The sequence below is a fragment of the Micromonospora sp. NPDC049662 genome, from assembly GCF_040675055.1.
In the GTDB taxonomy this organism is placed as follows: Bacteria; Actinomycetota; Actinomycetes; order Mycobacteriales; family Micromonosporaceae; genus Micromonospora.
The window spans coordinates 62,772-82,375 of the sequence record NZ_JBFAOC010000017.1; the positions used below are offsets into that span (position 1 = coordinate 62,772).

The following is a 19,604-nucleotide window of genomic DNA, read 5'->3' on the forward strand; positions in this document are numbered from 1 at the left end:
AACCGACCGGGTGCGGCCCGGCAAACCGGCCGTGGGCGTACCGGCCCGGCAAAAGCGACGCATCCTCGCCTGTACGATGGCGCGTCGTGGCTGTGCCGGTGGTAGACCCCTCGCTGAATTCCGTGACCGACCCCACGTCGGCCGAGGTCGAGCCGACACGGCGGCCTCGACGTCGCCCGGCCCGAGCCGACCTGTTGGCCCTCGGAGCCTATGTGGTGCTGGGCGTCTTCGTCTGCCTCAACTACTGGGGGGACGTGACCGGTCGGGTCTCGTCGCACCTGCCCACCGACCACAGTTGGTTCGAGTGGCTGTTCGCGCACGGCGCGTACTCGCTGCGGCACCTGGAGAACCCGCTGTTCACGGCCCGGCAGAACGCCCCGGACGGGGTGAACATGATGGCCAACACCTCGCTGCTCGGGGTGACGCTGCCGCTGGCCCCGCTCACCATGCTGCTCGGCCCGCAGGTGATGTACGCCCTCTACCTGGGCGGGGCCCTGGCCGCCACCGCCGGCACCGCGTACTGGATGCTCTCGCGGCACCTGGTGCGCTCGCGGGCGGCGGCCTTCGTGGGCGGGGCCTTCCTCGGTTTCGCGCCGGGCATCATCCACCACGCCAACGGCCAACCCAACTTCGTCTCCAACTTCCTGCTCCCGCTGATCGTGGTGCGGGTGCTGCGCCTCGGCGAGCCGGGCCGGTGGCGGCGCAACGGGCTGGCGCTCGGCGCGCTGGTGGCGTACCAGATCTTCATCAACGAGGAGATGCTGCTCCTCACCGCGCTGGCCTGCCTCGTCGTCGTGCTGGCGTACGCGGTACAGCGGCCCCGGGCCACCCGCGCCATGGCCGGGACGTTCCTGGCCGGGATGGGGGTGGCCGGTGGGCTGGCCCTGACGCTCACGGCGTACCCGATCTGGTTCCAGTTCGACGGCCCCCAGTCCTACCGGGGCCTGCAGGGTGGCGTCTTCCACAACTGGGGCGAGGATCTGGTCGCCTTCGTCTCCTTCGCCAGGGACACCTGGGCGGGTGACCCGGCGATCGAGAAGACGATTGGGCTGACCGAGCAGAACACCTGGTTCGGCTGGCCGCTGGTACTGCTCTCGCTGGTGGCCCTGGCGCTGCTGGTACGCCGCTCGCTCGCCGCCCGGGTCGTCGCGGTGCTCGTCGTGGTGTTCACCGTGGCCTCGATCGGGCCGTGGGTGCGCTTCGACGGGGTGGAGACCGACATCCCCGGCCCGTGGTCGTACGTGTCGGACGATCTGCCGCTGGTCGAGATGATGATGCCGACCCGGCTGGCGCTGGTGGTCGCCGCCTCGGTGGGCGTACTGCTGGCGCTGTTCTGCGACGCGGCGGCCCGGCAGGCCCGCGCGGGCCTCGCGCCGGCCCCGCGCGCCGGGGAGCCGGCCGCCGCGCCGGTCGCGCCGCGCCGACGGTGGCTGCGACCCCTGGGGTACGCGGCGGTCGCCGTCGCCCTGCTGCCGCTGTTCCCCCGGCCGCTGCCCGCGCAGCAGATCGACCCGCCGCCGCACTTCATCACCGCGGGCGGCTGGCGACCGTACGTGCCGGCGGGCCGGACCCTCGTGCCGGTGCCGATCCCGAGCAACGTGCACGGTCTGCCGACGCTGCGCTGGAGTGCCCTGACCGAGCAGGAGTTCCCCATTCCGGGCGGCTACTTCATCGGCCCGAACGAGTTGGGCGAAGGTGTCTTCGGCGCGCCGAACCGACCGACCAGCAGCCTCATCTACTCCACCATGGACGCGGGAGTCCTGCCCCCGCTCACCGACGAGAACCGGCGGCAGGCCGTCGAGGACCTGCGGTTCTGGCGGGCGTCGGTGGTGGTGCTCGGCGCCCACCCGCGCGAGGCGGTGCTGCGCGAGCTGATCACCGCGCTGCTCGGGCCGCCGCAGCGGGTCGACGACGTCTGGGTCTGGGACGTCCGCGCCCTGGTGGGCTGATCAACCGACGAGGGGCCGCACGTCCCACATCCACCCGCCGTCGACCGGGCGGCCCGCGCCGATCAGGTCGTCGACCGTCCGCCGGACGGCGTCGCCGTTGGGCAGCCGGCCGAGTACCACGACCGCCGCTCGCCAGTGCCGCAGATCCTCGACGGCCTGGCGGCGGTCGGCCGCGCTCAGCACCGGTGTCAGGCCGGTCTCGGCGACCCGGCGCAGCAGCAGGGCGGTGGGCCGGTCCGGGGCGCCCCAGCGGGCCGCCGGGTCGTCCGGCCCGCTCGGCCCGATGAAGTACCCGCCGGGGGCGTCGAACGACAGCCCGGCGCGCGCCGACCAGAGCATGACCGGGCTCAGCGCGGCGCCGGTGACCGGAGGCAGGCCCACCACGGTCCGTCCGGGCGGCACCAGCGTCCGCCATCCGCCCTCGGCGACGAAGGCCGGTACCGGCGGGACCGGAACAACCCGGATCGGTGTCGGCGTCAGCGGCAGCAACGCGGCGGCCACCGCCGACGCCCACACCAGCCGTACCGGCAGGCCCGGCACGGCCGTCCGGCGGGCCCCGGCGACGCGGTCCACGAAGAGCGCCACCAGGACGCCGAGCACCGGCACGCAGACCAGCGCGAACCGGGCCGGCACCGCCAGGTCGAGCAGCGGCAGCCCGGCGACGAGCCGGTACGGGCCCGGGATCCCGGTGGCGCTGCCGTCCACCCGCAGGTCGGTGCCGAGCGACAGCAGGGCGAAGACCACACCGCAGCCGGCCAGGGCGCGGACCAGCGGTCGTCGCCACAGCCAGACCACAACCACGACGGCGAGGACCAGCAGCCCGGGTCCGAAGAACGAGTTCTCCTCCGTCGGGTTCGGTGAGAGCAGACCCGGCAGCCAGTCGTCCCCGAGCACCGTCTGCCGGGCCGAGGCGGTGAACGACGCCGCGTCGAGCTGGAAGCCGTGCGCGGCGAAGGCCATCCCGGTGTAGTGCTGCGGGCCGTGGAACTGGAACCACAGCGGGTACGCCAGCAGCACCGCGCCGACCACCGCCGCCACCGCGAGCCGGCCGAGGAGGGCCGGCGCGAGACGACGGGCCGCGGCCCGATCGGCCAGGGCGTAGCCCAGCGCGAACACCCCGGCGGCGAGCGCCAGGAAGACCAGCACCTCCTCGCCGATGAAGACCTGCCAGACGAACAGCAGCCCGAGGCCGACACCGGGCCGCCACACCGCCGACCGGCCGGTGCCCGCCCGGAACACCAGGGCGAGGATCGCCGGCAGCAGGAACTGGGCGGCCACGTGCAGGTGCGCGCCGGCCTGGGCGACCATGCCGGGGGCGAATCCACAGACCAGCCCGCCGAGCGCCGCCGCGGAACGGGCGGAGACGAGCCGACGGCGCAGCAGCGCGTACCAGGCCGTGGCGGTGCCGGCGAGGCAGCCGACCACCGCCACACAGAACGCCACCTGCGAGCCGAACAGCAGCGTGACCGGGGCCAGCGGCACGCCCAGGCCGAGCACCGACGTGTTCGCCATCAGGTTGACGCCGTACGGCGCGTTCAGGGCGGCGCTGAAGAGCGGGTTCTCCCCCGCGACCACGGCGTGCGCCGCGTGGGCCAGCATCCACTCGAAGAGCACCTGGTCACCGGCCTGGTGGAAGAGCCGCTGAGGATGACCCCACTGCCGGCTGGTCAGCACCGCGGCCAGCGCCAGGTAGCCCGCGACCACCAGCGCGTCCGGCAGCCACGCCGCTCGTGGCGGGCGCGCGGTCGGGGAATCGGCCGGCGTCGTCGACGGCGCCGTTCCCGTGGTCATCAGACCGAGCGGTCGGTCAGCGTCCGGACATCCCACACCCAGACGTCCAACTCCTGGCGACCGGGGCCGACCAGCTCTTCGACGGTACGCCGCAACGGCTCGGCGTTCTGCTGACGGACCGGGAGTACGAGGATCGCCGCCCGCCAGTGCCGCAGCTCGTCCGTGAAGCGCCGGCGCTGCCGGTCGTCCAGTTTGGAGGTACGACCGGTGGTCGCCACCTCCTCCAGCAGTTGGCCCACTCCGCTGGGTCGTCCGCCGAACCGGCCAGGGTCACCGGTGTTGCCGTTGCGGGGGGCGAGGAAGTAGCCACCCGGGATCTTGAAGTCGAGGTTGGTGGCCGCCGCCCAGCGCATGCCGTGCGTGTTGCCCATGCTGGGCACCGGGATCGGCACGAGCGTCTGGTCCGGACCGACGTACGCCCGCCACCGGTCGGCGGTGATGAACTCCGGCACCGGGGGCCGGGAGACCATCCGCAGCGGCATCGGAGCGATCGGCAGCAGCGCAAACGCCAGGCCGGCGGCGGTGAGCGTCCGGACGGTACGTCGGTCGGCCGGCCGCAGCGCCCAGGCCCGCTCGACGGCGATCGCGAGCAGCAGACCGATGACCACCGTGGTGATCAGACCGAACCGGGTGGGCACCACCGCGTCCAGCAGGGGCAGGTGCACCAGCAGCTCCCACGGCCCGGTGACCAGGTCCCGGTCCCACCAGGAGATCTGCTCACCGAGCGAGAGCAGGGCGAAGAACGCGCCGGTCGCGGCGAGCGCCCGGACGAGCATCTCCCGACGCAGCCAGACCACGACGCCGACGGCGAGCATCGACAGGCTCCAGCCGAAGAAGGCGTTCTCCTCCGAGTAGTTGGGCGCCAGATTGACGTTGGCCCGCTGGTTGCCGCCGAGAGTGGCCGAGCCGGGCGCGAAGAAGGCGGCGATGTCGTTGCCGTAGTCCTGCACCGCGTCGCTGAGCCCGTGGTACGCCATCGGCCCGACGAACTGCACGTACAGGGGGTACGCCAGCAGGGCCCCGGCCAGCAGCGCGCAGGCGGCGAGACCGGCGGCCAGCGGTCGCCACGCCGCCCGCCAACGGTCCGGCTCCTGGACCACCACAGCGATCAGGAAGATCCCGCAGGCCAGCGCCGTGAAGAGCAGGATCTCCTCGTTGATGAACGCCTGCGCGGTGACGAGCAGAGCCAGCAGGGCGCCGTCGCGGACCGGCCGGCGCGAACGGGTCAACACCAGGACCCGCCAGACGATGAACGGCAGCAGGAACTGGCTGATGATGTTCGGGTGCCAACTCGCGTGCGAGAGCATCGCCGGGGAGAAGCCGCAGAACCAGCCACCGACGGCCGCCGCGAGCGGCGTACGCACGAGGTGGCGGCGGAGCACGAGATACCAGGCCATGGCGGTGCCGGCGAGGCCGAGCGTCACCAGCACCACGAAGGACACCGCCGGACCGAACAGCAGGGTCACCGGCACCATCGGGATGCCCAGCGCCAGCACCGCCGTGTTGGCCATCAGGTTGACGCCGTCGGGGTAGTTGAACTGCTCGGTGTAGAACGGGTACTCACCGTGCAGCACCACCCGTACCGAGTGGGCGAGGAAGAACTGCACCTGAGCCGGGTCACCGGTGTAGAGCGACGCCACCCGGCCGGCCGGGTCCAGCCAGAGCCGGCTGGTCACCCAGAGGGCGGCGAGCAGGAACAGCGCCCCGACCGCCAGGTGTTGCCGCCGTCGGGTCCAGCGGGCCCAACGGCTCCGCCTCGGCCCGGACGCCGGGACCGTCCCGTCCGGCGCGGTGGTCGCCGCCCCGGTCTCGTCCCGGTCGACCTCGTGCGGCACGACCTGGTCCAGCGCGACCTGGGCCGGCGCGGCCTGGGCCAGCGCGGCCTGGGCCAGCGCGGCCTGGGCCAGCGCGGCCTGGTCCACCGCGACCTCGTGCGGCACGGCCTGGGCCGGCGCGGTTGTTTCGGGCGCGGTCGAGGTCACCGGGGCCGGGGCGGTGTCGACCCGGTCGGTCAGGGCGGCGGAGTCGCCGGGCGCCCCGACGGACCTGGCCCGGGAAGCGAGGGCGCGGGACTCGGCAGGCGTCACAGTCGGCGGAGTCTACCCGAGTGGCGAAAAGGGCACTAAAGCCCCGGTGATGTCCATTGTGGCGGACGAGGAACCGGCCAGCGGCGGCGTCGCATCGGACATCTCGTACTATGGCGCTTTCCGACAGCGACGGCGAGGCGATCGGGGGCGGATCAGGTGACTCCGGGCCGCCGGCACGGCAGGATGCTCGCCGCCCTGCTGACGGCGTTGTTGGTCAGCACCGCGTGCGGTCCCGTCGCGGACCGCGCGCCTCGCGACCTGCGGGTGGGGTACGACAGCCTCGACGGCACGCTGGCCGTGTGGCCGCCCCGGGGCGATCTGTCCGGCGACGCCGCAGCGACGACGGCGGTCACCGAGGCGGTACGCGACTGGCGGTCACCGGACGACGACCGGGCGCACCTGCCATCGTCCGGCATCCTCTTCTCCGGACGCGTCGACGGGACCCCGGTTGCCCTGGTCGCGGCCGACGTGCCGGGCGAGAGCGCGTCCTGGCTGCTGCAACTCACCGGTGACGGCGGCCGGTACGCGATCAGCCGCGCCACCGAGTACACCGACCCCGGCTACCTGGTCTACTCCGACGTGCTGCCGGTCCAGACGCCCGGCGGTCGGCGCTACCTGGTCTCGGCCCGAGTGCAGCAGTTGCTCGGGCCGCAGGGTCGGGCGTTGGCCGTCACCGACGGCCTCAGCGCGCCGGTCGACGTGCCGGCCTGCACGGCGGTCGGCGTGACGGCGACCCTGCGCGCCACCGAGTCACTGCCCCGGGGGCGGGCCGCCGACCGGCTGCTCGATCTGGGCACCGGCACGACCGACCCGCGTTATCCGCTGGTACGGGACGAGTCCGGCGCCGGCCGCCGCGCGCTCACCGGCCTGGACACCTGTGTGCTGGCCGGCGAGCGGGGCCCCTTCGGCAGCATTCCGCGCCGGATCGGCGACCGGGACGCGCCGAAGTCCGTACCGACGTCCTGGCCGATGGCGAAGCTCTCGGTCCGGTCGCTCGGCGAGGTGGCGCTCGGCGGCGGCGAGCCGGCCGAGTTGCAGCAGCTCAGCTGGGACACCGACGCCGGCACGATGACCGCCGTCGTCTACCGGCCGGCGGACGGGAGCGCCCCGGTGGTGTCGCCGGCCGACCGGGCCACCCCGTTGCAGACGTACCAGCTTCCGATCCCCAACCAACCGCTGCTGGTGCTCAGCTGGCGGGCTACCCGGGACAGCTCGCTCTCCGTGCCGCCGGGCACCCCGCTGCTGGTGGAACGCCCCGGCCTGGTGGTCGTGCCGGAGCCGTCCCACACTCAGACCTACAGCCTCGCCAACACCGACAAAACCCACTACCGCTCAGTAAGCCCCCACCGCTAACCCCCACCCCGCCCCACCCCGCCCGGCCCGCCCCGGCCCGCCCCGGCGATCTTGCACTTTCTGCTGCGACACAAGGCGCAAAAGGGTGCGCTTCGACAACCGAAAGTGCAAGATCGGCGCGCGGCGAGAGGGTGGCGGGAGGGCGGGAGGGTGGGAGGTCGCGCGGGGACGCGGCCGGGGTGGCGCGGACGCACGACGGCGGGCAGCCCCTGGGGGCACCCGCCGTCGGTGGAGCCGGGGCTAGTTCTGGGCGGCCGTGTTGCTGGTGGGGGTCAGGTGGTCCGGGGTGGCGTCCAGGCGGGAGATCCAGCCGGTGACGTCACGGGCCACGTCCTGCGCGGTCAGGCCGAGGTCGGCGAGGATCTGCGCGCGGGTGCCGTGCGGGTGCCAGTCGGCCGGTACGCCCAGGTCCTTGAGCGGCACCCGGACGTCGGCGTCGCGCATCGCCTGGCCGATAGCGTCGCCGACACCGCCGACGCGGACGCCGTCCTCGACGGTGACCACCAGGCGGTGGCGGGCGGCCATGTCGACCAGCTCGGCCGGGACCGGACGCACCCAGCGGGGGTCGACCACGGTGACGCCGTAGCCGTGCTCGGCGACCCGGGCGGCGACCTCCATGCCCATCTGGCCGAAGGAACCGACGGCGACGAGAAGCACGTCGGTACGCGCCGACTCGGCCAGCACGTCGACGGTGCCGACCCGGCGCAGCGCCGGAAGGTCCGCGGCGACCGCGCCGGTCGGGAAGCGCAGGACCGTCGGGCCGTCGTCGGTGGCGACCGCCTCGCGCAGCTCCTCGCGGAGGGTGACGGCGTCACGGGGAGCGGCGATCCGCAGACCGGGCACCACCCCGAAGACCGACATGTCCCAGATGCCGTAGTGGCTGGGGCCGTCCGGGCCGGTGATGCCCGCCCGGTCCAGCACGAAGGTCACCGGCAGCTTGTGCATCGCCACGTCCAGCAGGACCTGGTCGAAGGCACGGTTGAGGAACGTGGCGTAGACGGCGACCACCGGGTGCAGGCCACCGAGCGCCAGGCCGGCCGCCGAGGTGGCGGCGTGCTGCTCGGCGATGCCCACGTCGTACACCCGCTCGGGGTACTTGCGGGCCAGCTTGGCGATGCCGGTCGGCTCGGCCATGGCGGCGGTGATGCCCACCACGTCGGGCCGATCGTCGGCGATGGCCAGCAGCTCGTCGGCGAAGACGTGGGTCCACTTCACCGAGGGTGCGGCCAGCAGCGTGCCGGTCTCCACGTCGAAGGCGCTGCTCGGGCCGTGCAGGCAGTCCGCCTCGTCCTCCTCGGCCGGACGGTAGCCGTACCCCTTGCGGGTCACGGCGTGCACGATCACCGGGCCGCCGAAGTTCTTCGCCGCGCGCAGGGCCGACTCGACGGCCGCTACGTCGTGCCCGTCCACCGGGCCGACGTACTTGATGCCCAGGTCCTCGAACATGGCCTGCGGGGCGACCGCGTCCTTGATGCCCTTCTTGACCGCGTGCAGCACCTCGTACATCGGCTTGCCGACCAACGGGGTGGAGCCGAGGGCGTCCTTGACCGTGTCGAGGACCTTCTCGTAGCCCGGGTTGAGTCGCAGCGAGGAGAGGTGGTCGGCCAGCCCGCCGATGGTGGGCGAGTAGGACCGGCCGTTGTCGTTGACCACGATGACCAGCGAGTTGCCGGCGGTGGCGATGTTGTTCAGCGCCTCCCAGCACATGCCGCCGGTGAGCGCGCCGTCGCCGACCACGGCCACGACGCTGCGCTGCTCACCGCGCAGGGCGTACGCCTTGGCCAGCCCGTCGGCGTAGGAGAGCGCGGTGGAGGCGTGCGAGTTCTCGATGAGGTCGTGCTCGCTCTCGGCCTGGCTGGGGTAGCCGGAGAGGCCACCGCGCTGGCGGAGCTTGTCGAAGCCGGCCTGCCGCCCGGTGAGGATCTTGTGCACGTACGCCTGGTGGCCCGTGTCGAACAGGAGCCGGTCCCGGGGGGAGTCGAAGACGCGGTGCATGGCCAGCGTCAGCTCGACCACGCCGAGGTTGGGCCCGACGTGCCCGCCGGTGCGGGAGACCTTGGCGATCAGGAAGTCCCGGATCTCGGCGGCGAGCACATCCAGCTCCTCGCCGGACATCCGCTTGACGTCCTGCGGACCTCGGACCGTCTCCAGCAGCCGACCGTGGTTGGCCGTGTCCTCTTCAACGCTCATGACCGGAGAGTCTATCGGCCGCCCGGTACTCCGCAGCCTGGCCCGAGCCGCTTGCCGCGGAGCAGCCCGCTGAGCACCTGGTCAGGCTGGCGGCAGCAGCAGTCCGACGCACTCGACGTGCTGGGTCATCGGGAACAGGTCGAAGCCGCGCAGCGCCGTCAGCCGCCAGCCCAGCTCGGCGAAGGTGCGGACGTCCCGGGCGAAGGCGGCCGGATCACACGCCACGTACGCGACCGCCCGTGGACCGGCGGCGGCCAGGGCGCGCACCACCGGGGCGCCGGCGCCGGAGCGCGGCGGGTCGAGCACCACCACGTCGACCGGGCCGGTGATCCGTCGGCGGGCCAGCGCGGTCTCCACCCGCGCCGACACGACCTCGACGCGGGGCAGGTCGGCCAGGTTCTCCCGGGCGGCGGCGACACCCTGCGCGGAGGCCTCCACCAACGTCACCCGACCGGACGCGCCGACGCGGGCGGCCAGCCCGGCGGCGAACAGCCCGGCGCCCCCGTAGAGGTCCCAGGCGACCTCGCCCGGTCGGGGGTCCAGAAGCTCCAGCACGGCCGTGTTCAGCGTGTCGGCCGCCGCCGGGTGCACCTGCCAGAACGCGGACGCGGGCAGCGCCCAGTCCCGCCCGGCGGCCACCTCACGGACCTCGGTGGGCCCGCTCACCGGGGTGACGACCCCGTCGCGGACCTCGGCGACGCTCACGTCCCCGCCGCCGCTGACGACGGTCTCCACCGCCTCCGCTGCCGGCCAGCGCGCACCGGCCGGACTGAGCACCGCAAGCTGCTGGATGGCCGGGTGGGCGATGCGGCAACGGTCGATCGGCACGACCTCGTGCGAGCGGTGTTTGAGCAGGCCCGCCCGGTCGGCGGCGTCGACCGCGTAGCGGACCCGGGTACGCCAGCCGAGCGGTCCGCCCGGGAGCGCCTCCACCTGCACGCCGAGCCGATCCAGCTCGACGTCGGTGAGCCCGCCGAGACGGGCCAACTGCTCCCGCACCACGGCGGTCTTCCAGGCCAACTGCGCGGCCGGGGCGACGTGTTGCAGGTCGCACCCGCCGCAGGCGCCCGGCTTCGCGTACGGGCAGGGCGGCTGCACCCGGTCCGGCGAGGGGTCCAGCACGGTCACGGCGTCGGCCCGGACGAACCCCCGGTGCACCTCGGTGACCTCGGCGATCACCCGTTCCCCGGGCAGCGCGTGGCGGACGAACACCACCTGCCCGTCCACCCGGGCGACACAGTGCCCGCCGGGGGCCACCGCGTCGACGGTCAGTTCGACCCGCTCCGCCTCGCCGAGGCCCCGCTCGGCCGTCGAAACCGAGGCCGATGCCGATGCCGAGGCCGGGGCCGTGGCCGCAGCCGTACCCGCGGTCGTGCGCTCAGTCACGGCTCTCTCCCAGCGTCTCGCCGCCCGCCGGGGTGGCCTCGCCGGGCGGCGGCGCGGCCACCGCCGCCGGCACGGTGCCCCGGGGTCCACGCGCCGGCGTGTTGGAGAGCGTGGCGTCGAGCCGGTCCAGGTTCTTGCTGGCGGTCGAGGCGAGCTGCCACGGCACGCTGACCACCATGACCCCCGGTTCGAAGAGCAGCCGGCCCTTGAGGCGCAGCGCGCTCTGGTTGTGCAGCAGGTTCTCCCACCAGCGCCCCACCACGTACTCGGGGATGAAGACGGTGACCACGTCGCGCGGCGACGTACGGCGGGTGGAGGCGACGAAGTCCAGGATCGGCCGGGTGATCTCCCGGTACGGCGAGTCGACGACGGTGAGCGGGATCGCCATCTCCCGCCGTTCCCAGTCGGCCTGCAGGTCGCGGGTGTCCTTCTCGTCCACGTTGACGGTCACCGCGGTCAACGTGTCCGGGCGGGTGGCCCGGGCGTACGCGATGGCCCGCAACGTCGGCTGGTGCAGCTTGCTGACCAGCACGATCGCGTGGTTGCGGGCGGGCAGCACGCCCCGGCTCTCGTCCGGCGGGGTCAGTTCGGCGGCGACCCGGTCGTAGTGCCGGCGGATGGCCAGCATCAGCGCGTAGATCACCGCCATCGCGGCGATCGCGATCCACGCGCCGAGCAGGAACTTGGTGATCAGGACGATCACCAGCACCGTGCCGGTCAGGCCCATACCGAACGTGTTGATGGCCCGGGAGCGGTGCATCCGCTTGCGGGCCTCCGGGTCCCGCTCGGTGCGCAGCCGCCGGTTCCAGTGCCGGATCATGCCGGCCTGGGAGACGGTGAACGAGACGAACACCCCGACGATGTAGAGCTGGATGAGCCGGGTCACCTCGGCCTGGAAGCCGACGATCAGGACGATCGCGAAGAGGGCGAGGAACGTGATGCCGTTGGAGAAGGCCAGCCGGTCGCCCCGGGTGTGGAACTGGCGGGGCAGGTAGCGGTCCTGGGCGAGGATCGAGCCGAGCACCGGAAAGCCGTTGAACGCGGTGTTCGCGGCCAGGAAGAGGATGAGCGCGGTCATCCCGGCCACCACGTAGAGCAGGATCGAGCCGGCGCCGAAGACCGTCTCGCCGAGCTGGGTGGTGACCGTCTTCTGCACGTACCCCTCGGGGCCCGAGACGATCTGCAGGGCGGGGTCCTCGACGAACTGCAGGTGGGTCAGCCGGGCCAGCCAGATGATCCCGACGAGCAGGCTCACCGCGATCGCGCCCAGCAGCAGCAGTGTGGTGGCGGCGTTGCGGCTCTTCGGCGCCTTGAACGCGGGGACGCCGTTGGAGATCGCCTCGACGCCGGTGAGCGCGGCCGCGCCCGAGCTGAACGTCCGCAGCAGCAGGAAGATCAGCGCGAAGCCGGTCACGCTGTGCTCGGCCTGGATGACCAGGTCGGCGCTGGGCGCGCGGAGGTCGTCGCCCAGGACGAAGACGCGGAACAGCCCGGTGAGCAGCATTCCGCCCATCACGATCACGAAGCCGTAGGTGGGGATGGCGAAGGCGGTACCCGACTCGCGCAGCCCGCGCAGGTTGACGGCGGTCAGCAGGATCACCGCGAGGACCGCGATCATGACCTTGTGGGTGGCCACGAACGGGACCACCGAGCCGAGGTTGGCCACCCCCGAGGAGACGGACACGGCCACCGTGAGCACGTAGTCGACCAGCAGGGCGCTGGCCACGCCGATGCCGAACTTGGGGCCGAGGTTGACCGTGGCCACCTCGTAGTCGCCGCCGCCGGAGGGGTAGGCGTGCACGTTCTGCCGGTAGCTGGCCACCACCGTGAGCATCACCACGACGACCGCGAAGGCGATCCACGGGGAGAACACGAACGCCGACGCCCCGGCGATCGACAGGGTCAGCAGGATCTCGTCAGGCGCGTACGCGACGCTGGACAGCGCGTCGGAGGCGAACACGGGCAGCGCGATGCGCTTCGGCAGGAGGGTGTGCTGCAGGCGGTCGGACCGGAACGGTCGACCGAGGAGCAGCCGCTTCAGCAGCGAGGTGGGACTGGCCACGAACGCCAAGAGTACGACCACCACGGTGCGAACGCGGGGGTGGGCGATCATCGCCGTGCACGGCGGCGGGGTACGGTCGGTCCCCGCTCTCGACCGGGACGTGGCAGGCTCGCACTCGAAGGCCACCGGTAGCGGGAACGGTACGCACCTTGGGAGGGACAGCGTGCACGTCGTGATCATGGGATGTGGGCGGGTCGGGTCGACCCTCGCCCACAGCCTGGAGTCCCGGGGACACTCGGTGGCGGTGATCGATCAGGACGCCGACGCCTTCCGCCGGCTCGGCCCCGACTTCGCCGGCATCACGGTGACCGGGGCGGGCTTCGACGGTGAGGTGCTGCGCCAGGCCGGCATCGAGCGGGCGGACGCCTTCGCGGCGGTCTCCAGCGGCGACAACTCCAACATCATCTCGGCCCGCCTGGCCCGCGAGACCTTCGGCGTGTCCCGGGTCGCGGCCCGGATCTACGACCAGCGCCGGGCGCAGGTGTACGAGCGCCTCGGCATCCCCACCGTGGCGACGGTGCGCTGGACGGCCGACCGGATGCTGCGGCACCTGGTGCCCGAGGGCAACGTGGAGATCTTCCGCGACCCGACCAGCACCGTGTCGATCGTCGAGGTCCCGGTGCACCGGGAGTGGATCGGTCACCCGGTGCACGTGCTGGAGCAGTCCTCGGGTGCGCGGGTCGCCTACCTGATCCGCTTCGGCATCGGAACGCTGCCCACCGCGTCCACCCTCGTGCAGGAGGGTGACCAGGTGTTCATGCTGGTCAGCGACGACATCGTGGCCGCGGTCACGGCGGTGGCGGCGACGCCGCCGGAAGGAGGGCACTGAGCCATGCGGATCGCCATCGCCGGCGCCGGCAACGTGGGCCGTTCGATCGCCCAGGAGCTGATCGAGAACGGCCACCAGGTGATGCTGATCGAGCGTCAACCGAAGATGCTCCGACCGGACCGGGTGCCCGCCGCCGAGTGGGTGCTCGCCGACGCGTGCGAGGTGGCCAGCCTGGAGGAGGCGAACGTCGCCGGCTGTGACGTGGTGGTCGCCGCCACCGGCGACGACAAGACCAACCTGGTGCTGTCGCTGCTGGCCAAGACCGAGTTCGCGGTGCCCCGCGTGGTCGCCCGGGTCAACCGGGCGGAGAACGAGTGGCTCTTCACCGAGCAGTGGGGCGTCGACGTCGCGGTGAGCAAGCCCCGGGTGATGGCCGCCCTGGTCGAGGAGGCGGTCACCGTCGGCGACCTGGTCCGGCTCATGACGTTCCGGCAGGGCGAGGCCAACCTGGTCGAGATCACCCTGCCGCCGACCGCCCCGTACGTCGGTCAGCCCCTGCACGCGGTGCCGCTGCCCCGCGACTCCGCCCTGGTGGCGATCCTGCGCGGCAAGCGTGTCCTGGTGCCCAGCCCGGACGACCCCATCGAGGCCGGCGACGAGTTGATCTTCGTTTGTACGGCCGAGGTGGAGGACGACGTGCGCGCGGTCATCCTCGGCCCGGACAGCGTCGAGCGGACCCGCGGCTCACGCTGAGCCGGCCCCGGCCCCGGCGCCGGCCCTGCTCAGGCGCCGGGCAGCGGGGTGGGCTGCGGCTCCCGGGTGACCCGGCGCACCGTCCAGACGGTGATGAGCAGCAACAGCGCGTACGGCGGATAGCCCAGCGCCAACCGGGCCACGCCCAGCGCGGTGTCCTGGTGGGCCAGGTAGAGCCCGGCCTGCACGCCCACCTTGGCGAGCCACACCACGCCCCAGAGCACGGTCAGCCGGGTGAAGATGCGCACCAACTTCGGGTCGGTCCGCCACTCGGAACGGCCCTTGGCGACCAGCACCGACCAGATCCAACCGACGAGGGGCTGTCGGACGGCCGCCGAGATCAGCAGGGCGATGCCGTAGCCGATGCCGTACAGGATGCCGGGCAGGTAGAAGTCGCGCTCATCGCCGGTACGCCACGCGATGGCGGCGCCGATGCCGACGCCGAACAGACCGTTGACCGCATGTCGGATCGGCCGGCGCTGGGCCAGCCGCAACCCGGCGATCAGCAGCGCGACGGCCACCGAGGCGATCACGGCGGGCCGCAGGTCACCGATGATGTTGGCGACCACGAAGACGACCACCGGGATGCTCGACTCGACCAGCCCACGCCAGCCGCCGAGCTGGTCGGCCATCTGCTCGGCGATCGTCGGCAGCGCCTCGTCGTCCTCGGCAGGAGTCTCCGGCTGTGCCGCCCGGTCCTGTCCCGTCGTCATGACCGGCCTTCCGTCCCCGGCGCCGTCACTTCGGCGAGTCCAGCTCGTAGTACGGGTTGTAGATGACCTTGCGGTCGTCGCGCATCGCCACCCGGCCACGAGCGGTCAGGTGCCGCCCCGGCTCGATCCCGGAGATGTGCCGCCGGCCCAGCCAGACCAGGGTGACGACGTCGCTGCCGTCGTACAGGTCGGCCTCCAGGGTGGGCAGGTTGGTGCGCGGCGTGTAGACCACGGTGCGCAGCCGACCGGCGACCGAGACCAGTTGGCCCCGGGAGCACTGCTGGGCCAGGACGCCACCGCACTCGGCGCTCTCCTGCCGCAGCTCCTGCGCGTCGATCTCGGCCTCGCTGGCGGTGAACCGTTGCAGGATGCGCCGCAGCGACACCTTGCTCTCGTCGGTCGTCATGACCTCCGCGTCACCCTCTCCACGCTCGCCGGGACCAGCCCGGCTCCGGCGACGCCGGAACCGTCCCGCCAGCGTACGCCGACGGGGTCGGTTCCGGCGGGCCGGGACGCGGTCGTTCAGACCTGGCGGGGCTCGCTGGACGCGTCCTCGGCCTGGTCGGCCATCTCGCGGGGCAGTCGCAGCGGCAACGGCTCACGGACCGGCTTCGCCTCCTGGCCACGGTCGACCACCAGGCCTTCCAGGCACTCGGCGAGCGGGCCCGAGCTGGCCGAATCGGTGGCCGCCGGCCCCTGGAAGACGCCACGGACCATCCAGCGCGGCCCGTCGACGCCGACGAACCGCAGGTTGGTCGGGCCGTCCGGGGTCCGTACCTGGGCGTGCAACTCCGTGCCGTACTCGCCGTCGACCTCCTGCGCGGAGGCGCCGTCCCGCAGCAGCGACTGCCGGATCTCCTCGCGCACCTCGTCCCAGATCCCCTCGGACCGGGGGGCCGCGAAGACGCCGAGCTGCAACGCGTTGTCCCCGTGCACCAGCACGACCTGCTGGATCACGCCCTGCGGGTCGGCCTGCACCCGCACCTCCACCTCGGCGACCGCCGGAATGTGCAGGCTGCCCAGGTCGAGCCGCTGCACCTCGTCGTCAACCTCGGAGATGTCGTACGGCCCGCGCACCAGCGCCGCCGCCGCGCCGCCCTCGTCGAGGACCTCGGTGCCCCGCTCGTCGCGGGTGTGCCGCCCGGCATCGGCCCGCTTTCGGGAGAAGATCACTGCGCCCACCCTCCGCTGTTCACGATCACCCTGCCACTTCTTCCGTCTGCCCGCCGGCCGGCGACGGCACCAGCTGAGCGTGCCCACCGGTCGAACCGTGCCCGCCGGTACCACGCGTGGACCCGGGCAGCTCGGCCACCGGCTCGAACCGCGCCCGTGCCACGCGCTGGATCACGAGCTGGGCGATCCGGTCCCCGCGAGAGATCTTCGCGGGCGTGTCCCGATCATGGTTGATCAGGTTGACCATGATCTCACCCCGATAGCCGGCGTCGACCGTACCGGGCGCGTTGAGCACCGTCACGCCGAGCCTGGCCGCCAGGCCGGACCGGGGATGGACCAGGCCCACGTAGCCGTCCGGCAGGGCGACGGCCACGCCGGTGGGCACCAGGGCGCGGCCGCCGGGCGGCAGCTCCACGTCCGCGGCGGCCACCAGGTCGGCCCCGGCATCGCCGGGATGGGCGTACGTGGGCATCGGCAGCTCGGCATCGAGCAGCCGTACGGGCACGGGTACGACGTCGGTCACGGGTCCCCTCTTCGGTCCGGTTGTCTCCGGTGACCCTGCCATCCTGCCGGTTGGCCGGCCCGTCGTGCGCCGTACCCTCGCAGGAGTGAGCATGTCGCCCTCCCCGTCCGCCGATCGGCCAGGGGTTCCGGCCCGCCCGGCGTACGCCGAACGGCTGGACCTGCCCTGGTGGCTGTGGCTGATCAGCCTGGTGGCCGCCGGACTGCTGGCGGTCGAAATCTGGATGGGTGGTTCCGGCGCCCGCGCCTGGGTGCCCTTCGCCGTGCTGCTGCCGGTCACCGCCGTCGGGCTGTGGTGGCTGGGCCGGATCGGGGTGGCGGTCGTCGACGGTGAGCTGCGGGTGGATGACGCCCGGCTGCCGGCGCGCTTCGTGGCCGACGTGGTCCCGTTGGACGCCTCCGGGCGTCGTGAGGTGCTGGGCGTGGGCGCGGACCCGCTCGCCTTCGTGGTGCAGCGGCCGTGGATCAGCGGCGCGGTGCAGGTGGTGCTCGACGACCCGGCCGACCCGACCCCGTTCTGGGTGGTGAGCAGCCGGCGTCCGGTCGAGTTGGCCGAGGCGCTGCTGGCCGCGCGGGACGCCGCCAGGCCCGCCGACACCAGGCCCGCCGACACCAGGCCCGCCGACACCACGGCCGGCGAGCCGGGCTGAACGGCGCCCAGGGCCCGCTCAGGTGCCCGTGGGCGGGCCGGGCAGGGCCGGCGGTGGCGCCGGCCGGGCGATGCCGCGACGACGCAGGTCCGCCTGGAGCTGGTCGGCCATCTGGCGGGTGGCCCGGCGGTTCAGGAAGCTGGCCACCGCCGCGCCCGTGAGGAACGGCCCGAGGGTGGTGAGGTTGCGGCCGAAGCGCCGCAGCAGCATGTCCCGCATCTCCTTGCGGGCGGCGGTGCCGAGCACCGCGCCGACCCCCACGCCGGGCACCATCGGGTTGACCCCGCGCTGAGTGGCCCAGGAGTGCACCAGGGCCACCGCCCGCTGACTGCCGGCGTCGGGCAACGACACGCCGTGGATCTCGTGCAGCTCACCGATCAGTTTCAGCTCCACCGCCACGACGGCGACGGTCTCGGCGGCGAGCAGCACAGGCGCGGAGAGCAGCGTGGGCGCCACCGTCCACTCGACGGCGGCGACTCCCCCGCCGGCCGCGCCGATCCCCGCCGTGGTGCGGGAGGCGTTACGGATCAGTCGCTCGGCCAGGGCGGCGTCGTCCAGGCCGGGGAAGTGCCGACGCAGGGTGGCCAGGTCCCGGACCGGCACGTGCGGGGCTATCTCGGCCACCGTGTCGACCATCCAGCGCACCGCGGCACGGGGCTTGAACAGGTCGGAGATGCCCCGGCTGCGGGCCTGGGACACCATCCGGGTGAGTAGTTGGCGTCGCCGGGCCGGCGCGATGTCGTCCTCGGTCAACGCCGCGACGGTGGCGCCGAGGTCGTCCGCGCCGCCGTCGGTGGTGTCGCCTCGATCGCTCATGGGTGGAACCTCCCGGTGCTGTGGCTACCCGCTACGAGTCAAGCAGGTACCCACCGGCGTCGCACGCCTACACCGGTAGCGGCGGCCCCGATCAGGAGGCCGCCGCCGGTGTCGTGCGTGTCAGACGCACTCTCGGCAGATCAGCTCGCCGTTGCGCTCGACCGCCAGCTGGCTGCGATGGTGGACCAGGAAGCAGCGGGCACAACGGAACTCGTCCTGCTGCATCGGTAGCACCTTGACAGTGAGCTCCTCGTCGGCCAGGTCGGCACCGGGCAGCTCGAAGCTCTCGGCGACCTCGGCCTCGTCGACGTCCACCGCGCCCGACTGTGAGTCGACGCGCCGGGCCTTGAGCTCTTCCAGGCTGTCCTCGCCGAGGTCGACCTCGTCGCGACGCGGGGCGTCGTAGTCGGTGGCCATCGGATGTCACTCTCCCATATCGATGTTGTCGCTTCCGGTTGTAACGCCGGACGACGCTGTTTCGGTTCCGCTGGCCGGCAACCACTTGTGTCGGGCACCCGACCCGCGGACCGTACGGGTCGGGACCGCTGGGGCCACTCCCCTGCGAGCGCGGAACCTTACCCCCCCTTGGGCGAGGCATGTATACCGCCCTTGCGGCTGAGATGTACGCCCCCGCACGCGAAGTTGTTCCCAATGTGATTCAGGCGACACGAAGATAGGGGTAGTAGTACCCGGTTCACGGTCGGCGCGCCGGCATGTCGGACTGTTTCCACGCGACGGCCGGACAACCGTTAACCTCAGCGGCGTATTCGACGGCCGGCGGTCAGCGCGATCGTTGGCGGCCGCCACCACCCACCTCAGCTCCGGGGAGCGCCCAGATGAGTTTTGCGCGAGTGCGAGCACTCGTCGTCGTCGGCCTGCTGGGGGTCCTGGCGCTGGCGTTCGTGATCACCGCGATCGTCCGGGACAGCCAGGGCAAGGCCGGCGCGGCGGGCAGCTGCCCGGACGGCTGGCCGCTGGCCGACGTCACCCTGCACGAGACCAAGGACGTCAAGATCAACGTCCTGAACGCGACCGACGAGCCGGGCCGGGCGAGCGCCGTCGCCGACGACTTCCGGAACCGCAAGTTCCAGGTCAAGAAGGTCGGCAACGCGCCCAAGGGCATCGACGACGTGGCCGTGCTGAAGTTCGGCCCCAAGGGTGTCAGCTCCGCCCACCTGCTGAAGGCGTACTTCCTGGACAACGCCGATCCGGTCTACGACCCCAAGCGCACCGACGACACCGTGGACGTGGTGCTGGGCAACGGCTTCCAGCAGCTCGCCACCACCACCGAGGTCAACCAGTCCCTCGGCGACCTGGGCCCGCCGGTCGCGCCGCCGGGTTCCTGCCCGTCCCCCGGCCCCAAGAAGTGACGGCCTGACCGGCAGTCCCA

17 protein-coding genes are annotated in these 19,604 nt (G+C 72.8%); 6 read left to right on the forward strand and 11 right to left on the reverse strand.

Translation table 11 applies throughout. The annotated features are described in order from the left end of the window. Positions 1-98 precede the first annotated feature (98 nt). Entirely contained in the window at positions 99-1,949 is a 1,851-nt protein-coding gene (locus AB0J36_RS15750; protein WP_363660803.1) for a hypothetical protein, read from the forward strand. Here AB0J36_RS15750 and AB0J36_RS15755 read toward each other — a convergent pair whose 3' ends face one another. Both AB0J36_RS15755 and AB0J36_RS15760 read right to left on the reverse strand, forming a co-directional pair. Further along, a complete protein-coding gene (locus tag AB0J36_RS15755) occupies positions 1,950-3,740 on the reverse strand; it encodes a hypothetical protein (protein WP_363660799.1) in 1,791 nt (596 codons plus the stop codon). Then, complete coding sequence (locus tag AB0J36_RS15760; protein WP_363660804.1) at positions 3,740-5,455, reverse strand: hypothetical protein; 1,716 nt, start codon at positions 5,453-5,455, stop codon at positions 3,740-3,742. The genes AB0J36_RS15755 and AB0J36_RS15760 overlap by 1 nt, the downstream gene beginning before the upstream one ends. A gap of 555 nt (positions 5,456-6,010) precedes the next feature. Here AB0J36_RS15760 and AB0J36_RS15765 point away from each other — a divergent pair. Continuing rightward, positions 6,011-7,180, forward strand: a complete 1,170-nt coding sequence (locus tag AB0J36_RS15765) for a hypothetical protein (protein WP_357171578.1) — start codon at positions 6,011-6,013, stop codon at positions 7,178-7,180. Positions 7,181-7,420: 240 nt separating this feature from the next. Here the strand turns inward: AB0J36_RS15765 and dxs are convergent, their stop codons facing one another. From dxs to AB0J36_RS15780, 3 genes are all read right to left on the reverse strand, one after another. Beyond that, positions 7,421-9,370, reverse strand: coding sequence for a 1-deoxy-D-xylulose-5-phosphate synthase (dxs, locus tag AB0J36_RS15770; protein WP_357122743.1), 1,950 nt, complete (start codon positions 9,368-9,370; stop codon positions 7,421-7,423). 81 nt (positions 9,371-9,451) lie between these two features. Next, positions 9,452-10,642, reverse strand: coding sequence for a TRAM domain-containing protein (locus tag AB0J36_RS15775; protein WP_363660805.1), 1,191 nt, complete (start codon positions 10,640-10,642; stop codon positions 9,452-9,454). Between the two features lie 106 nt (positions 10,643-10,748). Then, complete coding sequence (locus AB0J36_RS15780) at positions 10,749-12,818, reverse strand: APC family permease (protein ID WP_357122739.1); 2,070 nt, start codon at positions 12,816-12,818, stop codon at positions 10,749-10,751. A gap of 163 nt (positions 12,819-12,981) precedes the next feature. Here AB0J36_RS15780 and AB0J36_RS15785 point away from each other — a divergent pair, with 163 nt between their 5' ends. After that, the gene (locus tag AB0J36_RS15785) at positions 12,982-13,647 is read left to right on the forward strand and encodes a TrkA family potassium uptake protein (RefSeq protein WP_357122736.1); all 666 of its coding nucleotides are present in this window, start codon (positions 12,982-12,984) and stop codon (positions 13,645-13,647) included. Between the two features lie 3 nt (positions 13,648-13,650). After that, complete coding sequence (locus AB0J36_RS15790) at positions 13,651-14,340, forward strand: TrkA family potassium uptake protein (protein ID WP_355053285.1); 690 nt, start codon at positions 13,651-13,653, stop codon at positions 14,338-14,340. A gap of 29 nt (positions 14,341-14,369) precedes the next feature. On the opposite strand, the gene AB0J36_RS15795 is transcribed toward AB0J36_RS15790, so the two are convergent. From AB0J36_RS15795 to dut, 4 genes are all read right to left on the reverse strand, one after another. Then, complete coding sequence (locus tag AB0J36_RS15795) at positions 14,370-15,053, reverse strand: DUF3159 domain-containing protein (RefSeq protein ID WP_357122733.1); 684 nt, start codon at positions 15,051-15,053, stop codon at positions 14,370-14,372. A 25-nt stretch (positions 15,054-15,078) separates the two neighbouring features. Beyond that, positions 15,079-15,459, reverse strand: a complete 381-nt coding sequence (locus AB0J36_RS15800) for an OB-fold nucleic acid binding domain-containing protein (protein ID WP_357122730.1) — start codon at positions 15,457-15,459, stop codon at positions 15,079-15,081. A gap of 116 nt (positions 15,460-15,575) precedes the next feature. Beyond that, a complete protein-coding gene (locus tag AB0J36_RS15805; RefSeq protein WP_357122727.1) occupies positions 15,576-16,226 on the reverse strand; it encodes a DUF3710 domain-containing protein in 651 nt (216 codons plus the stop codon). 25 nt (positions 16,227-16,251) lie between these two features. Further along, positions 16,252-16,749 carry a dUTP diphosphatase gene (gene dut / locus AB0J36_RS15810; RefSeq protein ID WP_357122724.1) on the reverse strand — a complete coding sequence of 166 codons (498 nt, stop codon included), beginning with the start codon at positions 16,747-16,749 and terminating at the stop codon, positions 16,252-16,254. A gap of 91 nt (positions 16,750-16,840) precedes the next feature. Between dut and AB0J36_RS15815 the strand changes: the two genes are divergently transcribed. Continuing rightward, positions 16,841-17,398: a DUF3093 domain-containing protein gene (locus AB0J36_RS15815; protein WP_357393590.1), complete on the forward strand. Its 558-nt coding sequence runs from the start codon at positions 16,841-16,843 to the stop codon at positions 17,396-17,398. A gap of 18 nt (positions 17,399-17,416) precedes the next feature. Here AB0J36_RS15815 and AB0J36_RS15820 read toward each other — a convergent pair whose 3' ends face one another. After that, positions 17,417-18,214 (reverse strand): hypothetical protein, encoded by a 798-nt coding sequence (locus AB0J36_RS15820; RefSeq protein ID WP_355053279.1) that lies wholly within the window; start codon positions 18,212-18,214, stop codon positions 17,417-17,419. Between the two features lie 120 nt (positions 18,215-18,334). Further along, complete coding sequence (locus AB0J36_RS15825) at positions 18,335-18,631, reverse strand: DUF4193 domain-containing protein (protein ID WP_007075406.1); 297 nt, start codon at positions 18,629-18,631, stop codon at positions 18,335-18,337. A 434-nt stretch (positions 18,632-19,065) separates the two neighbouring features. On the opposite strand from AB0J36_RS15825, the gene AB0J36_RS15830 reads away from it, so the two are divergent. Continuing rightward, positions 19,066-19,584: a LytR C-terminal domain-containing protein gene (locus AB0J36_RS15830; RefSeq protein WP_357123363.1), complete on the forward strand. Its 519-nt coding sequence runs from the start codon at positions 19,066-19,068 to the stop codon at positions 19,582-19,584. Positions 19,585-19,604 lie beyond the last annotated feature (20 nt).